Raw genomic sequence first — 21,050 nt, 5'->3', positions numbered from 1 at the left:
GTTTATAGAAAATTTTAGAACATGCACACTCATGCCGCTTTCCGCAAAAAACAGGAAGCAATAGCATATCAGGCAGGCATAGCAATGCCTGTATTCAAAACATGGTGTGAAAAAAGGAAGACTGTGATACTGCCTGGGCTTGCAGTATGTGGCTGTAACTTAATGGATCCCGTTTTTGGATATTGCTGTTATATCTTCAACGGAGGCTGCTACAGTTAGGTTACATAAGTTTCATCGTTCGTCGATATTGATGCGTTGCAATTGACAATGCAAATGTATAAAGTCTGTTCTTAAGTTGTACGTTCCGAATCGCGGTATTAATTGTACTTTTCGCGGATGGTTTTCTGGAATAAAGCCGGCGTCTGCCCCGTGTGTTTTTTGAAGAAACGGGAGAAATAGGCGTCGTCATCGAAGTTCAATTCCCCCGCAATCTGTTTCACAGAGTGCTTTTGCCAGAACAGCAGGCGTTTGGCCTCCATGATCCGCTTGGCGTCTATGATCTGTTTGGCGCTGCGGCCAATGGTGCTTTTTACCGTATCGTTCAGATGCCCGGGGGTAACGTGCAACATTTCGGCATATTCCGCCACCTGCACCTTCTCCTTGAAATGTTCGTCTACCAGTATCTTGAACTGGATACCCAGCCCGTTGAAGGGGGCTTCGGAACGGTATATCTCTGTGCTGCCGGTCTCAGGCCGCGCTATGCGCCCGCAGGCGATGATGAACGCGCTCAGGATGTGGCGCAGCACGGCTTCTTTCCGGGGTTTGTCGCTGCGGAACTCGTGCAGCAGGATGCGCGCGAAGGAAAGCACTTCCTGGAGCTGGTTCTCTTCCAGGTGCAGGATGTTGTCCTTGAATACGCACTGCCAGCAGCTGAGCACGCCGAGGGTTTCGGTCACCAGGAAGTCGCGCGTGAAGTACATGGCCAGCACTTCGGCGTCTGAACTACGGTCGTGCTGGTGGATCTGTTCAGGCTCCAGCATAATGATGGCCGGGGCGCTGATGGTATGTTTCTCGAAGTCTATGTACTGGGTAACGCTCCCTTTCAGCAGGATATCTATGGTATACCCGTCGTGCCGGTGCGGAATGTCAAACCCCTCCCAGTCTATCTCACGGAGATTGGCCAGGTGGATAAGGAACTGCGAGCCCTCTTCCGCATAGGCGGAATCCTGCACGCTTACCAGGGGTATATGATTGAATTTCGTCAGTTGCATGGGATGAGTTTTTACCGTTTATGATCCCTGTGCCCACATTATTTCGTAATAAAAGGGCTGTAAAGATACGTTTATTCTGCCTTTTGCCGTTCCTGCACCAGCACCAGGTCCGCCAGCTTCACCTGGATGGGGATGTTGCCGATCTGCACCACGGCTATTTTGCCGCGCAGCTCGTTCACCCTGCCCACCTGGTTATTCGTCCGGATCTTCACCTGGTCGCCCGCTTTCACTTCTCCCTTCACCTCCTCGAACCTGTCCTGAACCTTCTTCTTTATCTTTTCGTTAATTGCCTGGCTTTTGCGGTTAAAGAGCAGGGCTTCGGCCTGTTTGATCACTTTCTGCTTGTCTTCGGTCCGTTTCCATTCTATAACGATCTGCTTCAGCTTCCGCTCCATGTCCTTCAGGTAATTCAGGTCCTCTTCCTTGATCTTGTTCTGCAGCTTCTGAAGGGTATATTGCTGCTGCGCGCGCTCTTTATCGGATAATATCTCGTATTCCTTTTTCAGTTTTTCATTCTCTTTCAGCAGCTTCTGCAGCTCTTTTTCCTTGCTTTCCACCTTCTGGAGGTCCTGTTCCGCCTTGTTGAGCAGCTTGTCCAGCCTGAAATGCCCTTCATCCACCAGCTTCCTGGCCCGGTTGATCAGCCCCTGGTCCAGCCCGATACGCTGCGCGATGCTGAACGTATATGAACTGCCCGGCTTGCCTATCAGCAGTTTATACATGGGCTGCAGGTTCTGTTCATCGAAGCCCATGGCGGCGTTTACGATACCTTTCACTTTCCCGGCCATGATCTTCAGGTTCAGGTAGTGGGTGGTCACGATACCGAAGGCGTGCCTGCGCGCCAGCTCTTCCATGATCACCTCGGCAAAGGCCCCGCCCAGGTTGGGGTCTGAGCCGCTGCCCAGCTCGTCTATAAAAAAGAGCGTTCTGCCGTTCGCATTTTCCATGAAGTGTTTCATGTTCTTCAGGTGCGAGCTGTAGGTGCTCAGTTCAAATTCAAGGCTCTGCGTGTCGCCGATGTGGATCATCACCTGCCGGAAAATACCCAGCTGACTGGTAGGGTGCACGGGCACCAGCAGGCCTGCCTGCAGCATTAGCTGGATGAGCCCCACGGTCTTCAGCGTCACGGTCTTTCCCCCGGCATTAGGCCCGCTGATCACGAGGATATGCTGATCCTTGTCCAGCGTCATATTGACGGGGATGGTGGGTTTTCCCTGCTTGCGGTTATACAGCAGCAGCAAGGGGTGGTAAGCCTCCACCAGGTGCACCTGCGCATGCGGCATCAGCATGGGGAAATTACCATTGATATCCAGGGCCAGGCGGGCTTTTGCCCGTATGAAATCATAAATGCCCAGGATGTCGTGATAGCCGCTCAGCAGGCTGTGATGCTTCGCCAGGTCCGCGGTAAGACCGCGCAGTATCTTGTAGACCTCACGCTGCTCATCCCGCTCCAGGGAATACACTTCGTTGTTGAGCTGGATGGTTTCTTCCGGCTCCAGGAAGGCCGTCCGCCGCGTGTCCGACTCTCCGTGAAGGATGCCCTTCACCATGCGCTTCTGCTCGGCGAAAATGGCCACTACCCGGCGGCCATTGAGGAAACTCTCCTCTATGTCTGCCAGGTAGCCCTGCTTCTGTAATTTGGAAAGGATGCGGTCAAACACCCTTCTGAGTTCGGTACGCTTGCGGAACAGCTGCATGCGCAGCCTGGCCAGCTCGGGCGTGGCATTGTCCCGCACCTGCCCGGCCTCGTCCAGCACTTCGTCTATCAGCGTCACGATCTTCTTTTCGTAGTATGTGTTGGCAATGACGCTATACAAAGCTGCATAGGTCACTCTCCTGTCGGCGTCAAAAAAACGGACAATGCTGCTCATGCTTTCCGCGAGTTTGCGGATCTGCATGAACTGCTCGCCGGTGAGCACGGCCCCCTGAATGTCCAGCAGGCGGAGTTCCTGTTTCAGGTTCAGCACATGGTCATTCGGGAAATGCACCTGGATCAGCACCAGCTGCTTGTATTCGTGCGCCTGTTGCAGCGCAGTTCTCACGTAATCAATGTGCGTATGCAGGCGCAGCTCTTCGGCCATTTGCTTGCCCAGCTCCGTTTTGCAATGTTCCTGCAGTAATGTTCTTACTTTGTCAAACTCCAACTGTACCAGCGCCGACTCTGGAAAATATTTCACCTTTTTGTCAATTTAAATTTGTGGCTGCCGGCCCGGTGCAACCTTTTTCCTTTTTTCGTTCCGCAAAGTTGGACCATCTCCCGGAAATGCTCAAAAGCGATTGATCAATAAACAGGTACGAATGACAAATGCGGTTCATCATCCGCCGTTTTCTCAAAAGAATGTTAAAGTTACTTAACTTGTTGATCCAAAGCACCAGGGATATCGTAATTTGATAGACAGAACAAACATATGATGAACCTGAAAAAATACCTGCTCGCAACCCTTTTCGCAGGCTACGGCCTGGCCGGTTGCGCACAGTCCAAGTCCGAAACAAGTAAAGAACCAGGGGATATGACGATCTCAAAAGACACAAAGACCGAAACGGCCACCTTCGGCACAGGCTGCTTCTGGTGCACAGAAGCACAGTTCCAGCAGCTGGAAGGCGTATTGACAGTGGAATCCGGGTATTCCGGCGGCGAAAAGCCCAACCCCACCTACGATGAGGTATGTACCGGCAATACCGGCCATGCCGAAGTGGTGCAGATCACCTACGATCCCGCGAAGATCAGCTTTGCCACCCTGCTGGAAGCTTTCTGGCTCAGCCACGACCCTACCCAGCTGAACCGCCAGGGCAACGACGTGGGCACCCAGTACCGGGGCGTTATTTTCTACCATAACGAGGAGCAGCGGAAGGAAGCCGAGTTCTACAAGCAGAAGGTGCAGGAATCAGGCTCCTACAGCGCGCCGATCGTGACGGAGATCGCTCCTTTCAAGGCTTTTTACAAGGCGGAGAACTACCACCAGAACTACTATAACCAAAATGGTTCAGCGCCATACTGTTATTACGTGGTGAAGCCGAAGCTGGAGAAATTCAAGAAGGCTTTCGCAGAGAAGCTGAAGAAGTAGTTTTTCTTTAAAAGAAACTGAAAAAGACGCCTTTATGGGCGTCTTTTTCTTTTCCGGAGGTATCCCGGTGCAGTCTAACTGTTATATTTTACGGCCTATCCCGTTGTTTTACAGCACATCCAGCTTTTTGCTGCCTTTGTACAGCCAGGCCAGCAGGAAATACGCTATTGCCGTGATTATGAGCACATATCCGGCAAATCCTATGGTCAGGACTACTTCCGTACTCATCCAGCTGTTCAATTCGGCAAAATAGGCGATTACTGCCATTAAAATTCCGGTGATACCGCCAATGATGGTTACCGTTTTCATAGAGGGTGGTGTTAATTTTTGGGTCAATCGATTTTAGGTTACAATTCGGTTACATCCTATAACGTGCCAACCTGTAAAAGGTTTACAGGCGCGCCCGGAGAACATTTCCACATTCCAGGGTGTGGATAAATTTACATGGTTGTAGGTTAACCCTGCTTATATAAATCCACAATTCCCCTTATAAGACGGATGAAAAGGGCCCTCTCCCCCACCATTGCCCAATAAAAAAAGGCAGGCCGCAATGGCCTGCCTTTTTATGTGATGTTGCTGAGTACTATTTCTTCTTCGCCACTTCTTTTGACAGGTCTTTGATCCTGATGTTCCGGAAACTCACAACAGAGCCGTGGCCCAGGAAACCGATATGCCCGGTGGTGTTTTTCAGGCCGGGATGGTCCTTGTGGTCAAGCGTACCGTTGTCGCGGGCATTGGCAATGTCGCCGTCGAGGATCACGGTGCCGTTCAGTTCCACGATGATGCGGGTGCCTTTTACAGTTACCTGCTGGTAGTTCCATTCACCGGTGGGTTTCAGGAAGCCGCGTTTGGCGGGGATCACGCCGTACACTGAACCGTGGTACTGGTATACCTGCAGGTTCTTGTAGATATCCGCATCGTTGTCCAGTATCTGTAATTCCATGCCCTTGTAAGCCGCGTCGCCGCCAAGCGGGGCGCGGATGCCCAGGCCGTTGTTCGCGCCGGGAGTGAGCTGGAATTCGAAGCGGTATACGAAATCGGAGAATTCGTCTTTGGTGTAAAGGTTGCCGCCGCTGCCGCTTTTCGGCTCGCAAACCATGGCGCCGTTTTCGATAACGTAACCGCTGGTATTGCCGGTCCACTGGTGCATGTTAGTACCGTCGAACAGGATGCGGTAGCCTTCTTTCTTTTCAGCTTCGCTGAGAACGTAGGGTTTGGCGCGCTCAAACTCGCGTACATACAGGTTGCGGTAATATACTTTGGTGCCGTGGGCCTGGAGCTCCAGCTGCTCTTCGGGGAAGATGGGCAGCTTGCGGTCCCAGTAATTTTCCAGCATTACATTGTTCACTACCTGCTCGCCGTTGAGATAAACAGTTACGCGGTCGCCTTTCATAATGATGCGGAAAGTATTCCATTCGCCGGGCGTATTGTCCGCCAGCACGGCGGGCTTGCTCGGGTTTGACTGGTTATTGTAAAGACCGCCGGAACCAACATCCGCGCCAACGTCCCTGCGGGCGGTATCCCAGATCTGCACCTGCGGGGTGCCGCGGAGATAAATGCCTGCGTCGCCATTTGGTTCTATTTTCCAGTCAACGAACATTTCAAAATCACCGTATTTTTTGGTGGTGCAAAGGTTGTCGCCATGACCGTTGAACGTGAGCACGCCATTGGTTACGCTCCAGCCTTCGCGCATCTTCGCGTCCGCTTTCTCCTGCTCTTTTGCAAGCGTGGCAGCATCCATCTGCGCACGTTTGATGGGGTTGGCCACGAGGCCTTTCCAGCCGCTGAGGTCTTTACCGTTGAACATGCTCACAAAGCCTTCGCCTGCCGGCATTTCAGCAAGATATTTACGGATCGCCTCGCGCTGGTAGTCCGCATCACGGCCTTTCAGCACAGACGAGGTTTTTTCCAGCAGGCCGCGTACGGTGGCGCCGCTGTATGTTTTATCGGCCAGCGCAACGTTCATCACTGCCTGCGCTGCTTCCTGCTGTACGGACGCATCGTCAAGGAACCTGCCGGCGAATATGAGCGCGGGGAAGGTTTGGCATTGCTCAGCCTGCGCAAGTATCTTTTTCTTCAAAGCGGCGTCGGGGTTCAGTTCCATGGCATTGCCCAGCATCAGCAGGCGTTGCTCGGGCTGACTAACTGCCTTGGCTAAACGAACATATCCCTGTAAAGCGGTGTTGCGGTAAGCTGCGTCCTTGCGTGCGATCTGCAGCAGGGAATTCGTCGCGCTTGCATCTTTCCAGTCGTTGAGTGCCGCTACTGCCGCGGTTTTCTGCGAAGCGCTGCCTTTCTCGAAGGCAGTGTTCACCATTTTCAGCGCATCGGCGCCGCCCAGCCCTGCGAGGATCGCGTAATAACGTTCCTGGGTGGCGGGCGTTTCTGTTTCCATCTGCGCGATCACTGCTTTCTCCTGGCCCGGCGCGGCAGCTATCACAGCGGCTTGCAGGGCTTTAATGTCTTCTGCGTTTTGCGCGGAAGAGAGCAGCTTGTACAATGCAGGCAGGTTGCCGGCGGTAACCATATCTTTTAGTGCGCCCATGGCGGCTTTGCGCACGCCGGCGTCTGAGGATCCGGTGAGGGGCAGCACATCCTGTATGCGGCTGTCTGCCTTGCGGGAAGCAAGCACGTCTATGAGGGCTACTTGTGCCGCCGGTGGCACATTAGCCAGCAGGGAACCGGATTGGGCGGTCACTTCATCGCCTTTGATCGTTTGCAGCGCGCTTTTTACGGCGGCAATTTCAGTGGCATTGCCGGTTTTCATCAGGCCAAGCAGCGCGGGTACGGATTTTTCGCCGCCTATTTGTCCTACAGCGGTAATGGCCGCCAGTTTCACCGGCGCGTCCTTGCTTTTCAGGAAAGGCATGATGGCGGGCAGGGCCGCTTCCACTTTATTATTACCCAGCATGGTGATCACCGCGGCTTTGCCTTCCGGCGTGGCTTTGGATAAGGATTTGATCCATGCGGCGGTGGCAGCGGCGCCCAGGGAGCCGCTTGCAAATTTCATGGCGGCGTCGCGGTATTCGGGTTGTTTATCGTTTACGGCGGCCAGCAGCATGGGTAGCGCTCTTTCTCCCTCTGCCTGATTCAGGATGTATAAGGCAGCGGTGCGCACATGTACCTGTTCGGGCGCCTGTGCCTGGTTCCGGATGTCCTGCGCGGCGAGGGACGCTTCTTTGGTTTTGCCCTTTGCCAGCAGGTTCTGCGCGTAAGCGACATAAGAACCGGTCGCGTTGGTGAGGTCGTATTTATAATTGGCGCGGCGGGCTGCATTTTCCAGCGTTTTGCCGGCAGCAGGGTCTGCGATCTGCGCGAGAGCGTAAAGTGCAGTTTTGGCCAGCATCTTGTCCGCATCTGTTGCCAGTGGAATCAAAGCGCTGGTGGCAGCGGGAATGCCCGCATCGCCGATGGCTTCAACCAGGATCTGTTTGTTGCGGCCGCTGAGCTTCGGCAAAGCTGCCAGCAGGGCCTGCTGCGCCGCGGGGGAATTGATCTTGGAAAGCGTGCGGGCCGCGGGGTCCGCCAGGCGCTCGTCTGTAAGATAAGGTACGATGGAAGCCACCGCCTGGTCTGTACCGATCTGCTGAAGCTGTGCCAGCAAGAAGGCTTTGCTCTCTTTATCCTGCACCTGGCCCAGCGCTTTGGAATAAGCGGCTACCGCGGTTTTGCGCAGGTCTTCCTTGCCGGGCTGGGTTACACAAAAAGCATAACCGGAGAGTGCGTAGTGGATGGCAGTGTTGTCGCCTTTGCCGGGCGCAGACAGCATGGCGGCCATGCCGGTGATGCCTTCCTCCCCCAGTTCCGCCAGAGCGGTCATATTGGCCTGGAGGGCGGCCTGGTTCTTTGCAGGCTGCTGTTGCAGCAGGTCTGCTATTTTCGTATGTGCGGCACGGTTATCCTGCTTCGGTTGGGCCATAACACCCAGCTGAAGAAAACAACAGGCAGCAACGATCAATATTTTTTTCATCATGTTTAATTGTCAGGGTGATGCAAGCTAGATGGTCCAGGGGCCGCGCATAGGCTGGAATATAAGCCTGTTGGCGCCTTCGTCGTTGATGAACTCCTGTTTTACGGGGTCGAACTCGAGGTTACGGCCTAGTTGCAGGGCGATCTTACCCATGTTCACGATAGTGGCGGAACGGTGGCCGTTCTCTTCATTGAGCGCGAACTTCTGGCGTTTTTTCACGGCTTCCACGAAATCCGTTACCTGCGGCGCGGGGTCGGGGAAGGCGGCGAGTTTCTTTTCCAGGTCCGGGATATCTGACTTAAAACCGGGATACAGCTTGCCTTTCGGCCCTTCGATATAGGCGGCTTTGGTTTCAGTGCCTGCACCGTCCAGCACGATCTGGCAACCATCTGCGTAAGTATAGGTGATCTTGCGCCAGGTGCCTACGGCATCGCTGTGCTGCTGGGGTGCGTCGACTTCTACTTTCACGGGGCTGGTATTGTCTTTCCCAAGGAAGTACTGCACGGGGTCCAGGTAGTGCTGGCCCATGTCTCCCAGGCCGCCGCCATCGTAATCCCAGTAGCCGCGGAAGGTACCGTGCACACGGTGTGCGTTGTATGGTTTGTAGGGTGCGGGGCCCAGCCACATGTCGTAGTCCAGTTCTTTGGGAACGGCCTGCGGTTCAAGGTTGGTTTTGCCTACCCAGAAAAATTTCCAGTCAAATCCGGTGTGCCTGCTCACGGTCACTTTAAGGGGCCATCCGAGCAGGCCGCTGTCCACCAGCTTTTTGATGGGCTCCACGGTAGTGCCCATGCCGTAAAAGCGGTCGGAGAAGCGGAACCAGGTGTTGAGCCTGAAGATCCTGCCGTGCTGCTGAACCGCTTCCACGAGGCGTTTGCCTTCGCCGATAGTGGCCGTCATCGGCTTTTCGCACCAGATGTCTTTCCCGGCGCGCGCGGCGTCCGCCGCAATGATGCCGTGCCAGTGAGGCGGCGTGGCCACATGCACAATGTCCACTTCGGGCAGCTGGATCAGCTCGCGGTAATCCGTAAAGGTTTTAACGCCTTTCCCGCCGTTAGGGAGCGCATCCAGGCCTTTCTGGATGTGGCCTTTGTCCACATCGCAAATGGCGACTACGCGGGTGCCTGCATAACCGAAGTGACCGCGGCCCATGCCGCCGGTTCCCACTACGGCCTTCGTCAGCGTATCGGAGGGGGCCAGGTAGCCGCGGCCCAGAACGTGACGGGGTACAATGGTAAAAGCTGCTAGCGCTCCCAGGGAGTTACGGACGAACGCCCTCCTGGAAGATTGATTTACTTTCTTTCCCATGGTTTTATTTGAGTGTAAACGTGATTTTTCGCAATACAAAATACAAACTGGAATTTTTTGAATGCTGATGCTGAAGCCAAACGATAGGTATCTTGCTTTTCTGAAAACCCCTTAGATAATTATATGCATTTCAAATATGCGGACAATTTTTGCTAAAGCGTAAAGTTTTCTTATTTTTTACTTAATGTAAAAAACTTTTCTAAAATTTTACATAAAGCAAAGAACCCGCAACCTGGATTTTGTGTTTTTTGCCCTATCCTGCCGTTTTGCCGTCGAAAACGGCGATTCAGATGATATCGTTAACTTTATGACCATGTACGTTACATTTCCTCCCCCGCCGCAGCTGGCCCGCCATGTGCGTATGTTCTGGGCTTTCGAGTACCAGGTACCGGATGGGGAACCGTACGTTTACCGCTCGCTGGCAGACGGTTGCGCGGAAATGGTCTTTCATTACAACGGCCGCTTTTCCCAGCTGGGCGGCAGTTGCGACCAAACCGCGGTGCTGCATGCGCAAACCAGCCGCTACACCCGCTTCCTGACGCATGGCAGCTTCGGCATCTTCGGGGCTTACCTCTATCCTTCCGCACTGCCGCAGCTGTTCGGTATCTCTTCAGCGGCGTTCAGCAACCAGATACCTGAGCTGGCAGCCGTTTGCGGCGCGGAAGGGCGGTGGCTGGAAGAGCGGATCATGACGGCGAAATATCATCACCAGCGCGTGGAAATACTCAGCGCATTCCTTCAAACACAGCTGGCCCGGCGCAAGCCTGTTGAGACCGCCGCGCATCATGCCATCAGGACCATCCTCCAGGCGCAGGGTATGGTGAACATCACGGAGCTGGCGGCGGATTTATGCCTGAGCGCCCGCCAGTTCGAGCGCAATTTCAAAACCTACGCGGGCTTCACCGCTAAAACCTGGTCGCGCATCATCCGCTTCCAGCGGGCTGTGTCGCAATATGGCCGGGTGGAAGAAAACCTGACGGGCCTGGCGTATGAATGCGGGTATTACGACCAAAGCCATTTTATACACGACTTCAAAGAGTTTTCCGGATACCATCCGCGGCAGTATTTCTCCGGCCGGCCGGAAGGGATTGAGTATAGGGAGGAATAAAAATCTCTTGCCCTGAACCAAGAGTTGAAGTAACTTGCTTCAGCATGATACCTTTCTTCAATAAAATAACGGATGTGCTAAACAGTCACAACATACCGTACATGCTGTCCGGAAGCGTTGCGATGAGCTTATATGTTCTGCCAAGAGCCACTCGTGATTTTGATTTTATAATACATCTGGAACCGGGGAGCGTGGATCGTTTCGTTGAAAATTTCAGTGAAGGCTACTATTGTGACAAGGATGCTATAAATGAAGCCGTGCAGCGACAGGGCATGTTCAATATTATTGACCATGCTTCGGGGTTTAAAGCGGATTTTGTGGTGCTTAAGCGAGACCCTTTCAGGCAAATGGAATTTAGCCGGAGAATTTCGCTGGATTTTTACGGAAAGACGATTTTTGTTGTATCAGCAGAAGACTTATTGATTTCCAAACTTATATGGATACAGGAACTTCAATCGGCAATACAAATGGAGGATATCAGGAATATCGCGGAAAAGGAGGATTTAGACAAGGAATATATTAGTTCCTGGATTAAAAAGCTAAAATTAAGTACCTTTAACTTAATAAATCTATGACGGACACACCCGCACATATCAAAGCACTTCAGTTAAAGATATGGCTTTCCAAATCTCCGATGGAAAGGCTGAAACAGATGATGTCTGATAATGCATCATTGAATCAATTCTGGGCAGAGGCAAAGCGGAATCGCCACTCCGCGGACCGTCCTGCCAAAGCACCTTCTTCCCCAAAATAGCCTTTTTGAAAAAACGGCTTTGCACTTTTAGTGCAAAAAGTCGTTTTTCTCCAATTTCCCCCTCCTCCCCAACCTTAATATTGCAATAAAAACAAATCATGGCAACACCGAACAAACCCGCGGGCTCACCCACGCTTTGCCCTTATTTCCTGGTGCCGGACGGGGACAAATTCATTTCTTTCCTTAAAAATGTGTTCGAAGCCGAAGAATCAGCCGTGTACCGCGACGATAACGGCCGCATCCTGCATGCGGAATTGCGTATAGACGACAGCGTGATCATGTTCGGCAACAGCACAGAACAATTTCCCCCGCAAACCGGCGGCGTGTTCATGTATGTGGCCAGTACAGATGATGTGTACAACAAAGCGCTGGCAGCAGGCGCCACTTCGGAAGGCGAGCCGGAAAATAAGGACTACGGCAGATCTGCCGGCATAAAAGATCCCTTCGGTAACGTGTGGTGGATCACGCAGCTGTGATCAGGCCAGTTCGGCATCCGGCGCGGTATTCACGATCGGGTCTTTTGCATGGGCTGTATAATAATCCCACATAATGTTGAACACCTTTTCCTTCAGCATTGGCAGATCCGCGCGGGTAAGGCCTCTGGTGTCTACCGGCGGCAGGAAATGAAAATCGATCCGGTGCGGCAATGCGAAGAGGAACTTGCCGGGAACCTGTATCTTTTTGGTATGGAAGAGCAATGAAGGAATTACAGGCGTTTGTGATTCTATCGCCAGGATAAAGGCGCCGTCGTAAAATTTTTTCAGGGGCATGCCCGTGCGGTTGCGCGTGCCTTCGGGGAAAAGCACCATGTGCATGCCCATCTTCAGCGCGTTGTGCATATGCTCGAAGCTCTGGCGGCGGCTGTTATCATCCTTCCGGTTCACCATGATGCCGCCAATTCGGTACAGCATCCCGAACAGGGGAATCTTAGCCATTTCAGCCTTGGCGAGGGTCTTGTTCACGCCCGGTACGCCGGGTGTGGTTACAGGCACGTCTATGAAAGAATTATGATTGCATACCACTACGTACTGCTGACCTTTTTTGAAGTGTCCCAGGCCTTTGCGGAAAACCGGGCAACCGATGAGGGGCATGTAAATACCCATCCATACTCTGCCGATGTTCAGGAAATAACGCGTTTTACGGGGATCTGGCAGGAAGGATATGATCCAGATAGGGATAAGCACGATCAGCAGCGTCGCAACGAAGAGCAGCAGCCCGTAGATTGCAAAAACCCGACCCGCAATGTTTCTAAGCCATTTCATACGCTATGGGAATGAAACGTAATATTAAGAAAAAATCACAACTGCCAGTTCACCGGCTCTTTCCCCTGCCGGATGAGCAGTTCGTTGGCCTTTGAAAAGTGTTTGCAGCCGAAAAAGCCCTTGTCTGCGCTGAACGGCGAGGGATGGGCAGCTTTCAGGATGTGATGCTGGGTGCCGTCTATCAGCACCTGCTTGTCCTGGGCGAACTTACCCCATAGCATGAACACCACGCCTTCCTTTTTGTTCGAAATGGTGCGTATTACCGCATCGGTGAAAGTTTCCCAGCCTATCTTGCTATGCGAGGCTGGCTCCCCGTCGCGCACGGTAAGGATGGCATTGAGCAGCAGTACGCCGTTCTCCGCCCATGGCGTAAGGTCGCCGGTCTGGGCAATGGGGATACCCAGGTCCGCATTCATTTCCTTATAGATATTCACGAGGGATGGCGGCGGTTTTACGCCTTTTTGGACGGAAAAACAAAGGCCGTGAGCCTGTCCGGGCCCATGGTAGGGGTCCTGGCCGAGGATCACCACTCTTACGTTATCAAAGGGGGTTTTGTCAAAAGCATTAAAGATCTGGCTTCCCTGGGGATAAATGGTTTTACCCAATGCCTTTTCATGTTTGAGGAACATGACGATCTGTTCGAAATAGGATTTTTGAAACTCGTCTTTCAACGCTTCCTTCCAGCTGCTTTCAATCTTTACATCCATTATATTACCTTTGGGTCGGCGATTAATTTGATTAATTGGTGGAAAATTATATAAATTTGCACTCCCAATAAAGAAAAATTTATTGTGATACGTTACCCGGACCGGTAGCTCAGCTGGATAGAGCAGCTGCCTTCTAAGCAGCAGGCCATTGGTTCGAATCCAATCCGGTTCACCATATGAGGGTTGTAAATCATGATTTACAACCCTTTTACTTTTTATAACCCACCTCCATCAGCACCAGTTTCTCATTCCATTCAAACCAGTCTTTAAATCAAAAGGATTAAAAAACTACCGGCGATCCTCTTAACGTTAACATAACATGCGCAGGTTAGCTTTGCAATGCAACCAGCATGATGCGCACCGATCCCACTCATATAGATTTATCCCAGCCCAGTGACGAAACATTGCTTGAGCAGCTGCGCAAAGGCAATATGCGTGCGTTTAACACGCTCTTCGAACGGCATAGCCGCCGCGGGGTGGAGCTGGCAACGATGATCGCGGGTAACCGCTTCGAAGCGGAAGAAATTGTATCGGATGTGTTCTTCAGCTTTTGGGCAAGAAGGGAAAAACTTCCGCCTATCCCCCTCTTCCAGGCCTACCTGTTCACCGCTATCCGTTACCGGGCCAAAACAATTGCGCAGCTCAATAAAACAGTGCAGGTTGTACCCCTGGATGATTACGCCTCCCGGCCCCAGGATTCGCCGGTCGATCCCTTGCGGCAACTAGCCTCCGGCGAACTCGCCGGTATCCTCCACAAGGCTATTGAACAGCTTCCCGCCCAACGCAAACTGGTATTCAAGCTCAGCCGCATAGACGGGCTTTCTTATAAAACCATGGCTTCCCTCCTGAATATATCGGAAAGCACTGTGAAGAACCAGCTGGCCGCAGCGCTTAAGACCCTGCGGAACAGTTTGTCCGCTTACCCCCTCGCCCTTCCGATGCTGCTGTGGCCCTGCCTGCCGTTTTCTTTTTAGCCTGCGCCTTTCCCGGAGTTAACAGTATGGTAACATTGGCCGATAGGCCATTTGCCCTGCCCAACGAGATATACAGGCAGAAGCGATTGTTATATCAAAAAAAGAAACATGACGGATATGCATGCGTTCTGGCTGCTGACCGGTAAATACCTGTCCGGCGAGATCAACGATCAGGAAAAGGCCACCCTGCTTGCACTGCTGGAAAGCGACCCGGTGCTGCGGGATGAATTCGACGAAGCGAAAAAAATGTGGGAGCAGACCGCGGGCGATGAGCCGGGATATGACAGCCAGCTGCTGCAACGCACCCACCAAAAGATCAGGGAATACGAAGCAGGAGAACGGCAGGCCCCGGAACTGCCGCCTTATGAACATACAAAAGAAACACCGGTCTACACCCTGCCCGGCCAAAGGAACGGCTGGAAAAAATGGATCGCCGCCGCCGTTCTCACTGGCATCAGCGTGTGCTTGTATTGGTTCTTTCAAAACAACCCGGCTACAAGCCCCGTAAAATGGGCGTCTCTGGACGTATTACCCGGCAAGCAACAAAAGATCATACTGGCAGACAGCTCCGTCGTGTATGTCAACGCCGGCTCCCATATCGAATACCCGCTTGCCTTTACAGACAGCGTCCGCGAGATCCGTTTGAACGGCGAGGCATTTTTTGAGGTCGCGCAGGATGCGGGCAAACCCTTTATCGTACAAAGCGGCGCCCTGCGTACCAGGGTGCTCGGCACATCCTTCAATGTGCGGGCCTACAGCGGTGAAGAAATGCAAAGCGTTTGGGTGGCAACAGGCAAGGTACAGGTGAACACTGCTGAAAAAACGCTGGGCGTGCTGTTACCCGATCATCTGCTGACCTACCACGTGCAGGGAAAAAATTTTGCCCTCAGCTCCCAGCCTCATGAAACAATGGACTGGCAGCAGAACCGCATGGCATTTAACGATATCCCGTTCAAAGACCTTGCGGCGGAACTGGGCAGGCGTTACGGGAAAACACTGGTGTTCAGCGATCCTTCCATGCAACACTGCCGCTACAGGGCAGTGTTCCGGGATCTGCCGCTCGAAAAGATATTACAGCAGCTGAGCCTCACCAACGGGTTCCGCTATACCGCCAAGGGAGACAGCATCTTCCTGGAAGGGAAAGGCTGCGAATGAATTATTATTCACCCATAAAACCATGCATATACGATACCCTGAAAACAAATAAAAAACCGGAGCCCGCGAAGGCTCCGGCAAATTCCGCAACACCGGCCGGTGAATTTTTGGAAGAACGAACCGGCGGCATTACTAAAATACCAACGCACCCGGAGGTGCATTAACGCGCTAAAAATATGACAAAATTGACATTTGCGGGACAGCCCGTATTCCTGATGATCGTTTTCTGCATCCTGCTCAACCTGCAGGGACGGGCCCAATCCACCCGTAAAATAAGCCTGGATGTGAAAAATGCACCGCTCACCGCCGTGCTGGAGGCTATTGAAAAACAAACCGGCTCCCCTTTCATCTATAACCGGCAGCAGGTGGAAAAGATACAGGTGGCCAGCGCTTCTTATCAACAAAAAAGCCTGACGGACGTACTGGATCATTTGCTCGGCCCATACAAGTTCGGCTACAAACTTGAGGGCGGTAATATCATCCTCTTTCCCCAACCCAAAAAGGAAGAAAAGAAAAACGCATCCGATCCCGGCCAGGTAAGCGGCAGGATCATTGACGAAGAAAATGGCCAGGCTGTGCCAGGCGCCACCGTACAGATCGGCGCAAAGGGCACCATCACGGCGATCGACGGTTCATTTACGCTAATGCTTCCCGCAGGCCGCTATACCGCCATTATCAGCTATATCGGCTACGGCACCAAGGAAATCAGTGAAATTGAAGTGACCGGTCAAAAGACCTTTGAACTGAATGCAACACTGAAGCGCAGGAAAGGACAGCTGGGTACCGTGGTCGTAACGGCTTCCGCCAGGAAGGAAAGCGTGGCCGCGCTTTATGCCAGGCAAAAGAACGCCGCCGCCGTATCGGACGGCATCAGCGCAGAGCAGATCAGGGCTACGCCGGACAACAACGCGGCACAGGTGCTGAAACGCATAAGTGGCCTGACCGTACAGGAAGAAAAGTTCGTTACCGTTCGCGGCCTGAGCGAGCGCTACAACAACGTGATCCTGAACGGCGCCAACCTCCCCAGCACGGAACCCAACCGCAGGAACTTCTCCTTCGACGTGATCCCCAGCGTGCTTATCGACAACATTGTAGTGAACAAAACAGCCACGCCCGATATGCCGGCGGAATTCGCGGGCGGCCTGGTGCAGGTGAACACGAAGGACATTCCGGCGGAGAATTTTGCTTCCATCTCTGTCGGCACCGGCATCAACACGAACAGCACCGGCAAGTCCCTGTATTCATCCCCGAGAGGCGGCAGGGAATACCTGGGCTTCGACGATGGCAGGCGCACGTGGTGGAAAAAGGACTGGGACCCGCGGGAATACAGGCATTACGCTGCCGTGGAAGACAATATGAAAGCAAGTGAAATGAATGCGCGCATTCCCAACAACTGGGGACTGTATAAATACAAGTACACGCCCGTGCAGAATTACCAGTTCTCCGCAGGCCGCAGGATCAGCCTGAAAAACGCATCCTCGCTGGGTATTACCCTTGCAGGCACTTATCGTCATGAAGAGAATATTACAGACGACCAAAGGCGCCAGCCGGGTTATTATGATTACAATACCGGCAATTCCTACAATTTTTCCACCGCCCTGGGCGCCGTTGCCAATGCAGGTTTCCAGGCTAAAGGGCACAAGCTCGCATTCAAGAACCTGTACAATCACAGATTCAGCCACGAGTCCGGCGTCAACTACGGAAAGGAGTTCAATTTCCAGATGATCGGTACGCCCGGCGGCGATGAAGTATTTTACTACACCGATATCCTGCTGATAAACGAGTTGCTGCAAAACAGGCTGGAAGGCGAGCACCTGTTGCATAAACACCTGAAATTCGACTGGTCTGCCGATTATATCACGATCAACAGGTATCAGCCGGACAGCCGCTCCTCCATGGGATACCAGGGCAATGGCCCCAAAGGTTATTACGAATACCTGCTGAACGAAGGTTCCAGCTACATGACAAGAGGGAACAACATCTTTAATTCTGAATTAAAAGAAAGAAGACAGAATGTATCGGGTAATTTCTCCGTTCCTTTCAAAATAGGCGAAGCCAACCAGCTGATCAAATTAGGGTATGCAGGCGCGTTCCGCAAGGCCCACTTCCAGTCCACCTCACTCCGGCTTTTCCAGGACAGTAAAGGTGATCCTAACGCTACCGCAAAGGCAATACTGGGCTTAGCAGACTACGAGCTGCAAAATTTCCTGAAACCCGGGTACCTGACATACGTGCTGACAGGCACGGGCTCCGGCTACGCCGGCGAAGATTATGCCGGCGACCAGCAACTGCACGCGGCTTATTTAATGGCTGACCTGAACTTCCTCAAAAAGTTCCGCTTTATCGGCGGCATGCGTGTGGAAAAAAACAACATGGACGTAAATGCCATTGCATATAACGCGAACTCCGGCTTGCCCGTCGATTCAAACATGCGGTACCGCAGAACAGACTGGCTGCCTTCCGCGAACCTGGTGTACAGCCTGACTTCCACGATGAACATACGCCTGGCCTACTCCGAAACCCTGGCCAGGGCCGATTTCAGGGAGAGGTCCGCTTTCAAATATTACGAGTTCAGGGACAGGAGCATATACAGGGGTTCCATTGGGCTCGACGATGCGAAGATCAGGAACCTTGATATCCGTTATGAATATTATCCGGGGCCCGGCGAGGTCATTTCCGTGTCGGGCTTTTATAAAAAGTTCCGTAAACCGGTTGAATTGATCGGTCTTTTCTCCGGAAGCGCCGAATTGAACCTCTTTTACTTCAACCTGGAAAGCGCTACCAATAAAGGCGTGGAAATAGATATCCGGAAATCGCTGGGCTTTATCGCGCCGGCAATGCCATGGTTAAAGAAAATATTCGTCAGCGCGAACGGTTCCTGGATGAAGGGCGATGTAGCCTATAATGCCGAAGCCCTGTCGAAATCCGCCGCAGATGCAGGGTCAACGCCAGGGCAGGATCCTCCGGCAAGCCGCCGGCGGCCTTTGCAGGGACTTTCTCCTTACGTCATAAATGCGGGGCTGGGTTATTTTGGAAACGTTTTCGGGGCCAATATCACCTACAACCGTTATGGCAGACGAATACTCAACGGCGGCTACCAGCCCTGGCAGGACCAGTACGAGAATTCCCGTGATGTGATCGATATCCAGCTAAGCGCCGTCTTACTGAAGAACAGATTGCAGGTACGTTTCAATATCAGCGACCTGTTGCAGCAGGATTATGTGATCTATCAGAACGTATCTGCCAATCCTTCGTCGGTTAATGGTGGCGGGGCTTTTATCCTGGGGTCTGCCGAAGACATGACCAATAAGGCGAACATGAACGATGATCCCAAAGGGCTTTCCTATAACAAGGAACTCGACTTTGCGCTCCATAAATGGTTCAAAGGAAGGAACCTGAGCTTGACGGCTACCTACAATTTCTAATCTTACAGCATGCGATAAATTTTTTACGATGAACAACATATTTAGACATATAAAAACAGTTTTCTTTTCGGGCGCAATTGCTTTCCCCGTTTTAATGGCTTCCTGCAACAAAGATGGCGAGCTGGAAAAAAATACACAGATCATTCAGCTGACGGTGTCCAGCTTCTCTACCGATCCGGAAGCCGCCTTTTCCGTTAACATCAACGGGGAGCTGGTATCAGACAGCCTTTACAACAACCACAGGGCTTCAAAAACGATCGTACGGCAGGATGGCATGCAGCACCTGGTCGTAAAAAAAGAGACAAACGATTCCACGCTGCTGGATACTTTAATTAATATGCCGGAGAATATTGCCACTGTAACGCTGCTTCAGCTCGACCCCGGCAGCGTTCCCACGCTGGTGAACGGCGGCGCTTCTGATGTACCCGAAGACAGGAAGATGCTGGCGTTCTTCTATTCGGACTCCGTATTGCCGGAAGCATTAGGCGTTGAATTGTATGCGTGCTATTATGATCTTGATACCAGGGAACTGCTCGGTATAGATACGCTGGCAAAATTTGACAAAGTGATAAGAGGTGAATTAACCGGATTTAAAATGGTGAAAGACAGTGTGCCAGGCAACACCACAATCGCTTATTTCTTTCAACTGCTGGATGCCGCCGGCGTTCCTTTCGCGGATGTGCTGCAACCCTTTGTTCCGGAACGGGCAACCGGGTCGCGGTTTGACTTTAATAAAGGCGCATTGGGTACTGAAAAAAATTATATCAACAATTTTACAGGACTAAGATTAGCCAACGGGAAGCTGCTCCCGCGTTCATTCAGGCTTTTATCCTATTAATACGCATTTACTATCTATCCCTTCCCGGAAGTTCAAAAGCCTTCAAAATCCTTTATTTTGGAGGCTTTTTTGTTTTAATAATTCCGGTGTTTTTACATCTTCATACGCAGATCATGCTATAGCCCAAATTCATATCAGACATCCCTGAGCTGTTGCCGGACGCCGATGATGCCCTGACATATTGGAATACGCAGCGGAATGACCTTCTTAAAAATTAAATTTGACCTTATCCCCCCTTATTTTCGCTGTGTTTAATTATTTCTCTATATTTGCGTAATCAGGAACGTAATTAACTACACTATGAACTTTTACGACCAGACCGGCAAAATGGCCATCGGCAGCAGGCTGCGGCTGCTTACCGACAAGATCACGGAAGACGCAGCGGAGATCTATAAGCTCTACCAGGTTGATCTTCAACCTAAATGGTTCCCCGTTTTCCATGCCCTCTCCCAAAAGGAGAACACCATTACCGAAATAGCCCAGCTGATCGGCCACTCCCACCCTTCGGTGAGCAAGATCGTCGCGGAAATGTCCAAAAAGGGTATTGTTACGGAAAAGAAAGACAAGGCCGACGGGCGGCGGAACCTCGTCAGCCTCTCCAAAAAAGGAAAAGAGATCGCTGAAAAGATCCGGGAACAATATACCGACGTGAACAGCGCCATTGAAGAAATACTCAGCGGCACCCGCAACGATCTCTGGAAAGCGATCGGGGAATGGGAATTTGTGCTGGAACAGAAAAGCCTGCTGCGGCGCGTGCAGGACCAGAAAAAGCTGCGAGAAAGCAGCCATGTGCAGATCGTGGATTACAAACCCGCGTACGCCAAAGCGTTCAAAGCCCTGAATGAAGAATGGATCTCTGCTTATTTTAAAATGGAAGAGGCAGACCACAAAGCGCTCGACAACCCGGAAACCTACATCCTGAAACGCGGCGGCGCCATCATCGTGGCACTATACAACGGCGAACCGGTGGGCGTTTGCGCCCTCATCAAAATGGACGACCCGCATTATGACTTCGAGCTGGCGAAGATGGCAGTATCCCCTGCCGCGCAGGGCAAGAACATCGGCTGGCTGCTGGGCCAGGCCATCATCGAAAAAGCCCGTGCGCTGGGCGCTTCCACGCTTTACCTGGAAAGCAATACGATATTAAAACCGGCCATCAATCTTTATCATAAACTGGGATTCAAAAAAGTAGCAGGGCATGTATCGCCTTATGAAAGGTGTAATATTCAGATGGAGCTGAAGCTTGAATAACAGCGCAGACGCCGGATGTAAA

The 21,050-nt window shown here is 52.2% G+C and carries 16 protein-coding genes and 1 tRNA gene; 10 read left to right on the top strand and 7 right to left on the bottom strand.

Going from position 1 to position 21,050, the window contains the following annotated elements; all coding sequences use genetic code 11:
• Window positions 1-317: 317 nt before the first annotated feature.
• Together ACTJIK_RS14250 and ACTJIK_RS14245 are read right to left on the bottom strand one after the other, a co-directional pair.
• Entirely contained in the window at window positions 318-1,211 is an 894-nt protein-coding gene (locus ACTJIK_RS14250; RefSeq protein ID WP_440647166.1) for a helix-turn-helix domain-containing protein, read from the bottom strand.
• Window positions 1,212-1,282: 71 nt separating this feature from the next.
• Window positions 1,283-3,388 (bottom strand): endonuclease MutS2, encoded by a 2,106-nt coding sequence (locus ACTJIK_RS14245; RefSeq protein ID WP_440647164.1) that lies wholly within the window; start codon window positions 3,386-3,388, stop codon window positions 1,283-1,285.
• Between the two features lie 231 nt (window positions 3,389-3,619).
• Here ACTJIK_RS14245 and msrA point away from each other — a divergent pair, with 231 nt between their 5' ends.
• Complete coding sequence (gene msrA / locus ACTJIK_RS14240; RefSeq protein ID WP_440647162.1) at window positions 3,620-4,276, top strand: peptide-methionine (S)-S-oxide reductase MsrA; 657 nt, start codon at window positions 3,620-3,622, stop codon at window positions 4,274-4,276.
• A 108-nt stretch (window positions 4,277-4,384) separates the two neighbouring features.
• Here the strand turns inward: msrA and ACTJIK_RS14235 are convergent, their stop codons facing one another.
• The 3 genes from ACTJIK_RS14235 to ACTJIK_RS14225 form a co-directional block, all read right to left on the bottom strand.
• Window positions 4,385-4,585 (bottom strand): hypothetical protein, encoded by a 201-nt coding sequence (locus tag ACTJIK_RS14235; RefSeq protein ID WP_440647160.1) that lies wholly within the window; start codon window positions 4,583-4,585, stop codon window positions 4,385-4,387.
• Window positions 4,586-4,859: 274 nt separating this feature from the next.
• Window positions 4,860-8,249, bottom strand: coding sequence for a family 16 glycoside hydrolase (locus tag ACTJIK_RS14230; RefSeq protein WP_440647158.1), 3,390 nt, complete (start codon window positions 8,247-8,249; stop codon window positions 4,860-4,862).
• Between the two features lie 24 nt (window positions 8,250-8,273).
• Window positions 8,274-9,554, bottom strand: coding sequence for a Gfo/Idh/MocA family oxidoreductase (locus ACTJIK_RS14225; RefSeq protein WP_440647156.1), 1,281 nt, complete (start codon window positions 9,552-9,554; stop codon window positions 8,274-8,276).
• Window positions 9,555-9,867: 313 nt separating this feature from the next.
• Between ACTJIK_RS14225 and ACTJIK_RS14220 the strand changes: the two genes are divergently transcribed.
• From ACTJIK_RS14220 to ACTJIK_RS14210, 3 genes are all read left to right on the top strand, one after another.
• On the top strand, window positions 9,868-10,662 hold the full coding sequence (locus ACTJIK_RS14220) for a DUF6597 domain-containing transcriptional factor (RefSeq protein ID WP_440647154.1): 795 nt from the start codon (window positions 9,868-9,870) through the stop codon (window positions 10,660-10,662).
• Between the two features lie 44 nt (window positions 10,663-10,706).
• Window positions 10,707-11,237 (top strand): hypothetical protein, encoded by a 531-nt coding sequence (locus ACTJIK_RS14215; protein WP_440647152.1) that lies wholly within the window; start codon window positions 10,707-10,709, stop codon window positions 11,235-11,237.
• 277 nt (window positions 11,238-11,514) lie between these two features.
• Window positions 11,515-11,892, top strand: coding sequence for a VOC family protein (locus tag ACTJIK_RS14210; RefSeq protein WP_440647150.1), 378 nt, complete (start codon window positions 11,515-11,517; stop codon window positions 11,890-11,892).
• Here ACTJIK_RS14210 and ACTJIK_RS14205 read toward each other — a convergent pair whose 3' ends face one another.
• Window positions 11,893-12,678, bottom strand: a complete 786-nt coding sequence (locus tag ACTJIK_RS14205; RefSeq protein WP_440647148.1) for a lysophospholipid acyltransferase family protein — start codon at window positions 12,676-12,678, stop codon at window positions 11,893-11,895. It abuts the gene before it with no gap.
• Between the two features lie 35 nt (window positions 12,679-12,713).
• Entirely contained in the window at window positions 12,714-13,385 is a 672-nt protein-coding gene (ung, locus tag ACTJIK_RS14200) for a uracil-DNA glycosylase (protein WP_440647146.1), read from the bottom strand.
• 98 nt (window positions 13,386-13,483) lie between these two features.
• Between ung and ACTJIK_RS14195 the strand changes: the two genes are divergently transcribed.
• The 6 genes from ACTJIK_RS14195 (at window position 13,484) to ACTJIK_RS14170 (ending at window position 21,028) form a co-directional block, all read left to right on the top strand.
• A tRNA-Arg gene (locus ACTJIK_RS14195) sits at window positions 13,484-13,560 on the top strand.
• Between the two features lie 175 nt (window positions 13,561-13,735).
• Window positions 13,736-14,359, top strand: coding sequence for a sigma-70 family RNA polymerase sigma factor (locus ACTJIK_RS14190; RefSeq protein ID WP_440647144.1), 624 nt, complete (start codon window positions 13,736-13,738; stop codon window positions 14,357-14,359).
• A gap of 108 nt (window positions 14,360-14,467) precedes the next feature.
• Entirely contained in the window at window positions 14,468-15,514 is a 1,047-nt protein-coding gene (locus ACTJIK_RS14185; protein WP_440647142.1) for a FecR domain-containing protein, read from the top strand.
• A 176-nt stretch (window positions 15,515-15,690) separates the two neighbouring features.
• Window positions 15,691-18,939 (top strand): TonB-dependent receptor domain-containing protein, encoded by a 3,249-nt coding sequence (locus ACTJIK_RS14180; RefSeq protein WP_440647140.1) that lies wholly within the window; start codon window positions 15,691-15,693, stop codon window positions 18,937-18,939.
• Between the two features lie 28 nt (window positions 18,940-18,967).
• Complete coding sequence (locus tag ACTJIK_RS14175; protein ID WP_440647138.1) at window positions 18,968-19,777, top strand: hypothetical protein; 810 nt, start codon at window positions 18,968-18,970, stop codon at window positions 19,775-19,777.
• Between the two features lie 300 nt (window positions 19,778-20,077).
• Window positions 20,078-21,028, top strand: coding sequence for a bifunctional helix-turn-helix transcriptional regulator/GNAT family N-acetyltransferase (locus ACTJIK_RS14170; protein ID WP_440647136.1), 951 nt, complete (start codon window positions 20,078-20,080; stop codon window positions 21,026-21,028).
• Window positions 21,029-21,050 lie beyond the last annotated feature (22 nt).

Origin of the sequence: Chitinophaga sp. 22620 (assembly GCF_052044405.1) — a bacterium.
Classification (GTDB): Bacteria; Bacteroidota; Bacteroidia; order Chitinophagales; family Chitinophagaceae; genus Chitinophaga.
The sequence above is the reverse complement of the archived record's forward strand: the minus strand, read 5'-3'. Positions and strand labels throughout refer to the sequence as shown.

Bases quoted from the DNA above. Each gene is read 5' to 3' on its own strand.
- ACTJIK_RS14170 (WP_440647136.1), top strand. From the start codon at position 20,078: ATGAACTTTTACGACCAGACCGGCAAAATGGCCATCGGCAGCAGGCTG.
- ACTJIK_RS14225 (WP_440647156.1), bottom strand. From the start codon at position 9,554: ATGGGAAAGAAAGTAAATCAATCTTCCAGGAGGGCGTTCGTCCGTAAC.
- ACTJIK_RS14220 (WP_440647154.1), top strand. From the start codon at position 9,868: ATGTACGTTACATTTCCTCCCCCGCCGCAGCTGGCCCGCCATGTGCGT.
- ACTJIK_RS14210 (WP_440647150.1), top strand. From the start codon at position 11,515: ATGGCAACACCGAACAAACCCGCGGGCTCACCCACGCTTTGCCCTTAT.
- ACTJIK_RS14230 (WP_440647158.1), bottom strand. From the start codon at position 8,249: ATGATGAAAAAAATATTGATCGTTGCTGCCTGTTGTTTTCTTCAGCTG.
- ACTJIK_RS14205 (WP_440647148.1), bottom strand. From the start codon at position 12,678: ATGAAATGGCTTAGAAACATTGCGGGTCGGGTTTTTGCAATCTACGGG.
- ung (WP_440647146.1), bottom strand. From the start codon at position 13,385: ATGGATGTAAAGATTGAAAGCAGCTGGAAGGAAGCGTTGAAAGACGAG.
- msrA (WP_440647162.1), top strand. From the start codon at position 3,620: ATGATGAACCTGAAAAAATACCTGCTCGCAACCCTTTTCGCAGGCTAC.
- ACTJIK_RS14185 (WP_440647142.1), top strand. From the start codon at position 14,468: ATGACGGATATGCATGCGTTCTGGCTGCTGACCGGTAAATACCTGTCC.
- ACTJIK_RS14190 (WP_440647144.1), top strand. From the start codon at position 13,736: ATGATGCGCACCGATCCCACTCATATAGATTTATCCCAGCCCAGTGAC.
- ACTJIK_RS14180 (WP_440647140.1), top strand. From the start codon at position 15,691: ATGACAAAATTGACATTTGCGGGACAGCCCGTATTCCTGATGATCGTT.
- ACTJIK_RS14250 (WP_440647166.1), bottom strand. From the start codon at position 1,211: ATGCAACTGACGAAATTCAATCATATACCCCTGGTAAGCGTGCAGGAT.
- ACTJIK_RS14235 (WP_440647160.1), bottom strand. From the start codon at position 4,585: ATGAAAACGGTAACCATCATTGGCGGTATCACCGGAATTTTAATGGCA.
- ACTJIK_RS14175 (WP_440647138.1), top strand. From the start codon at position 18,968: ATGAACAACATATTTAGACATATAAAAACAGTTTTCTTTTCGGGCGCA.
- ACTJIK_RS14215 (WP_440647152.1), top strand. From the start codon at position 10,707: ATGATACCTTTCTTCAATAAAATAACGGATGTGCTAAACAGTCACAAC.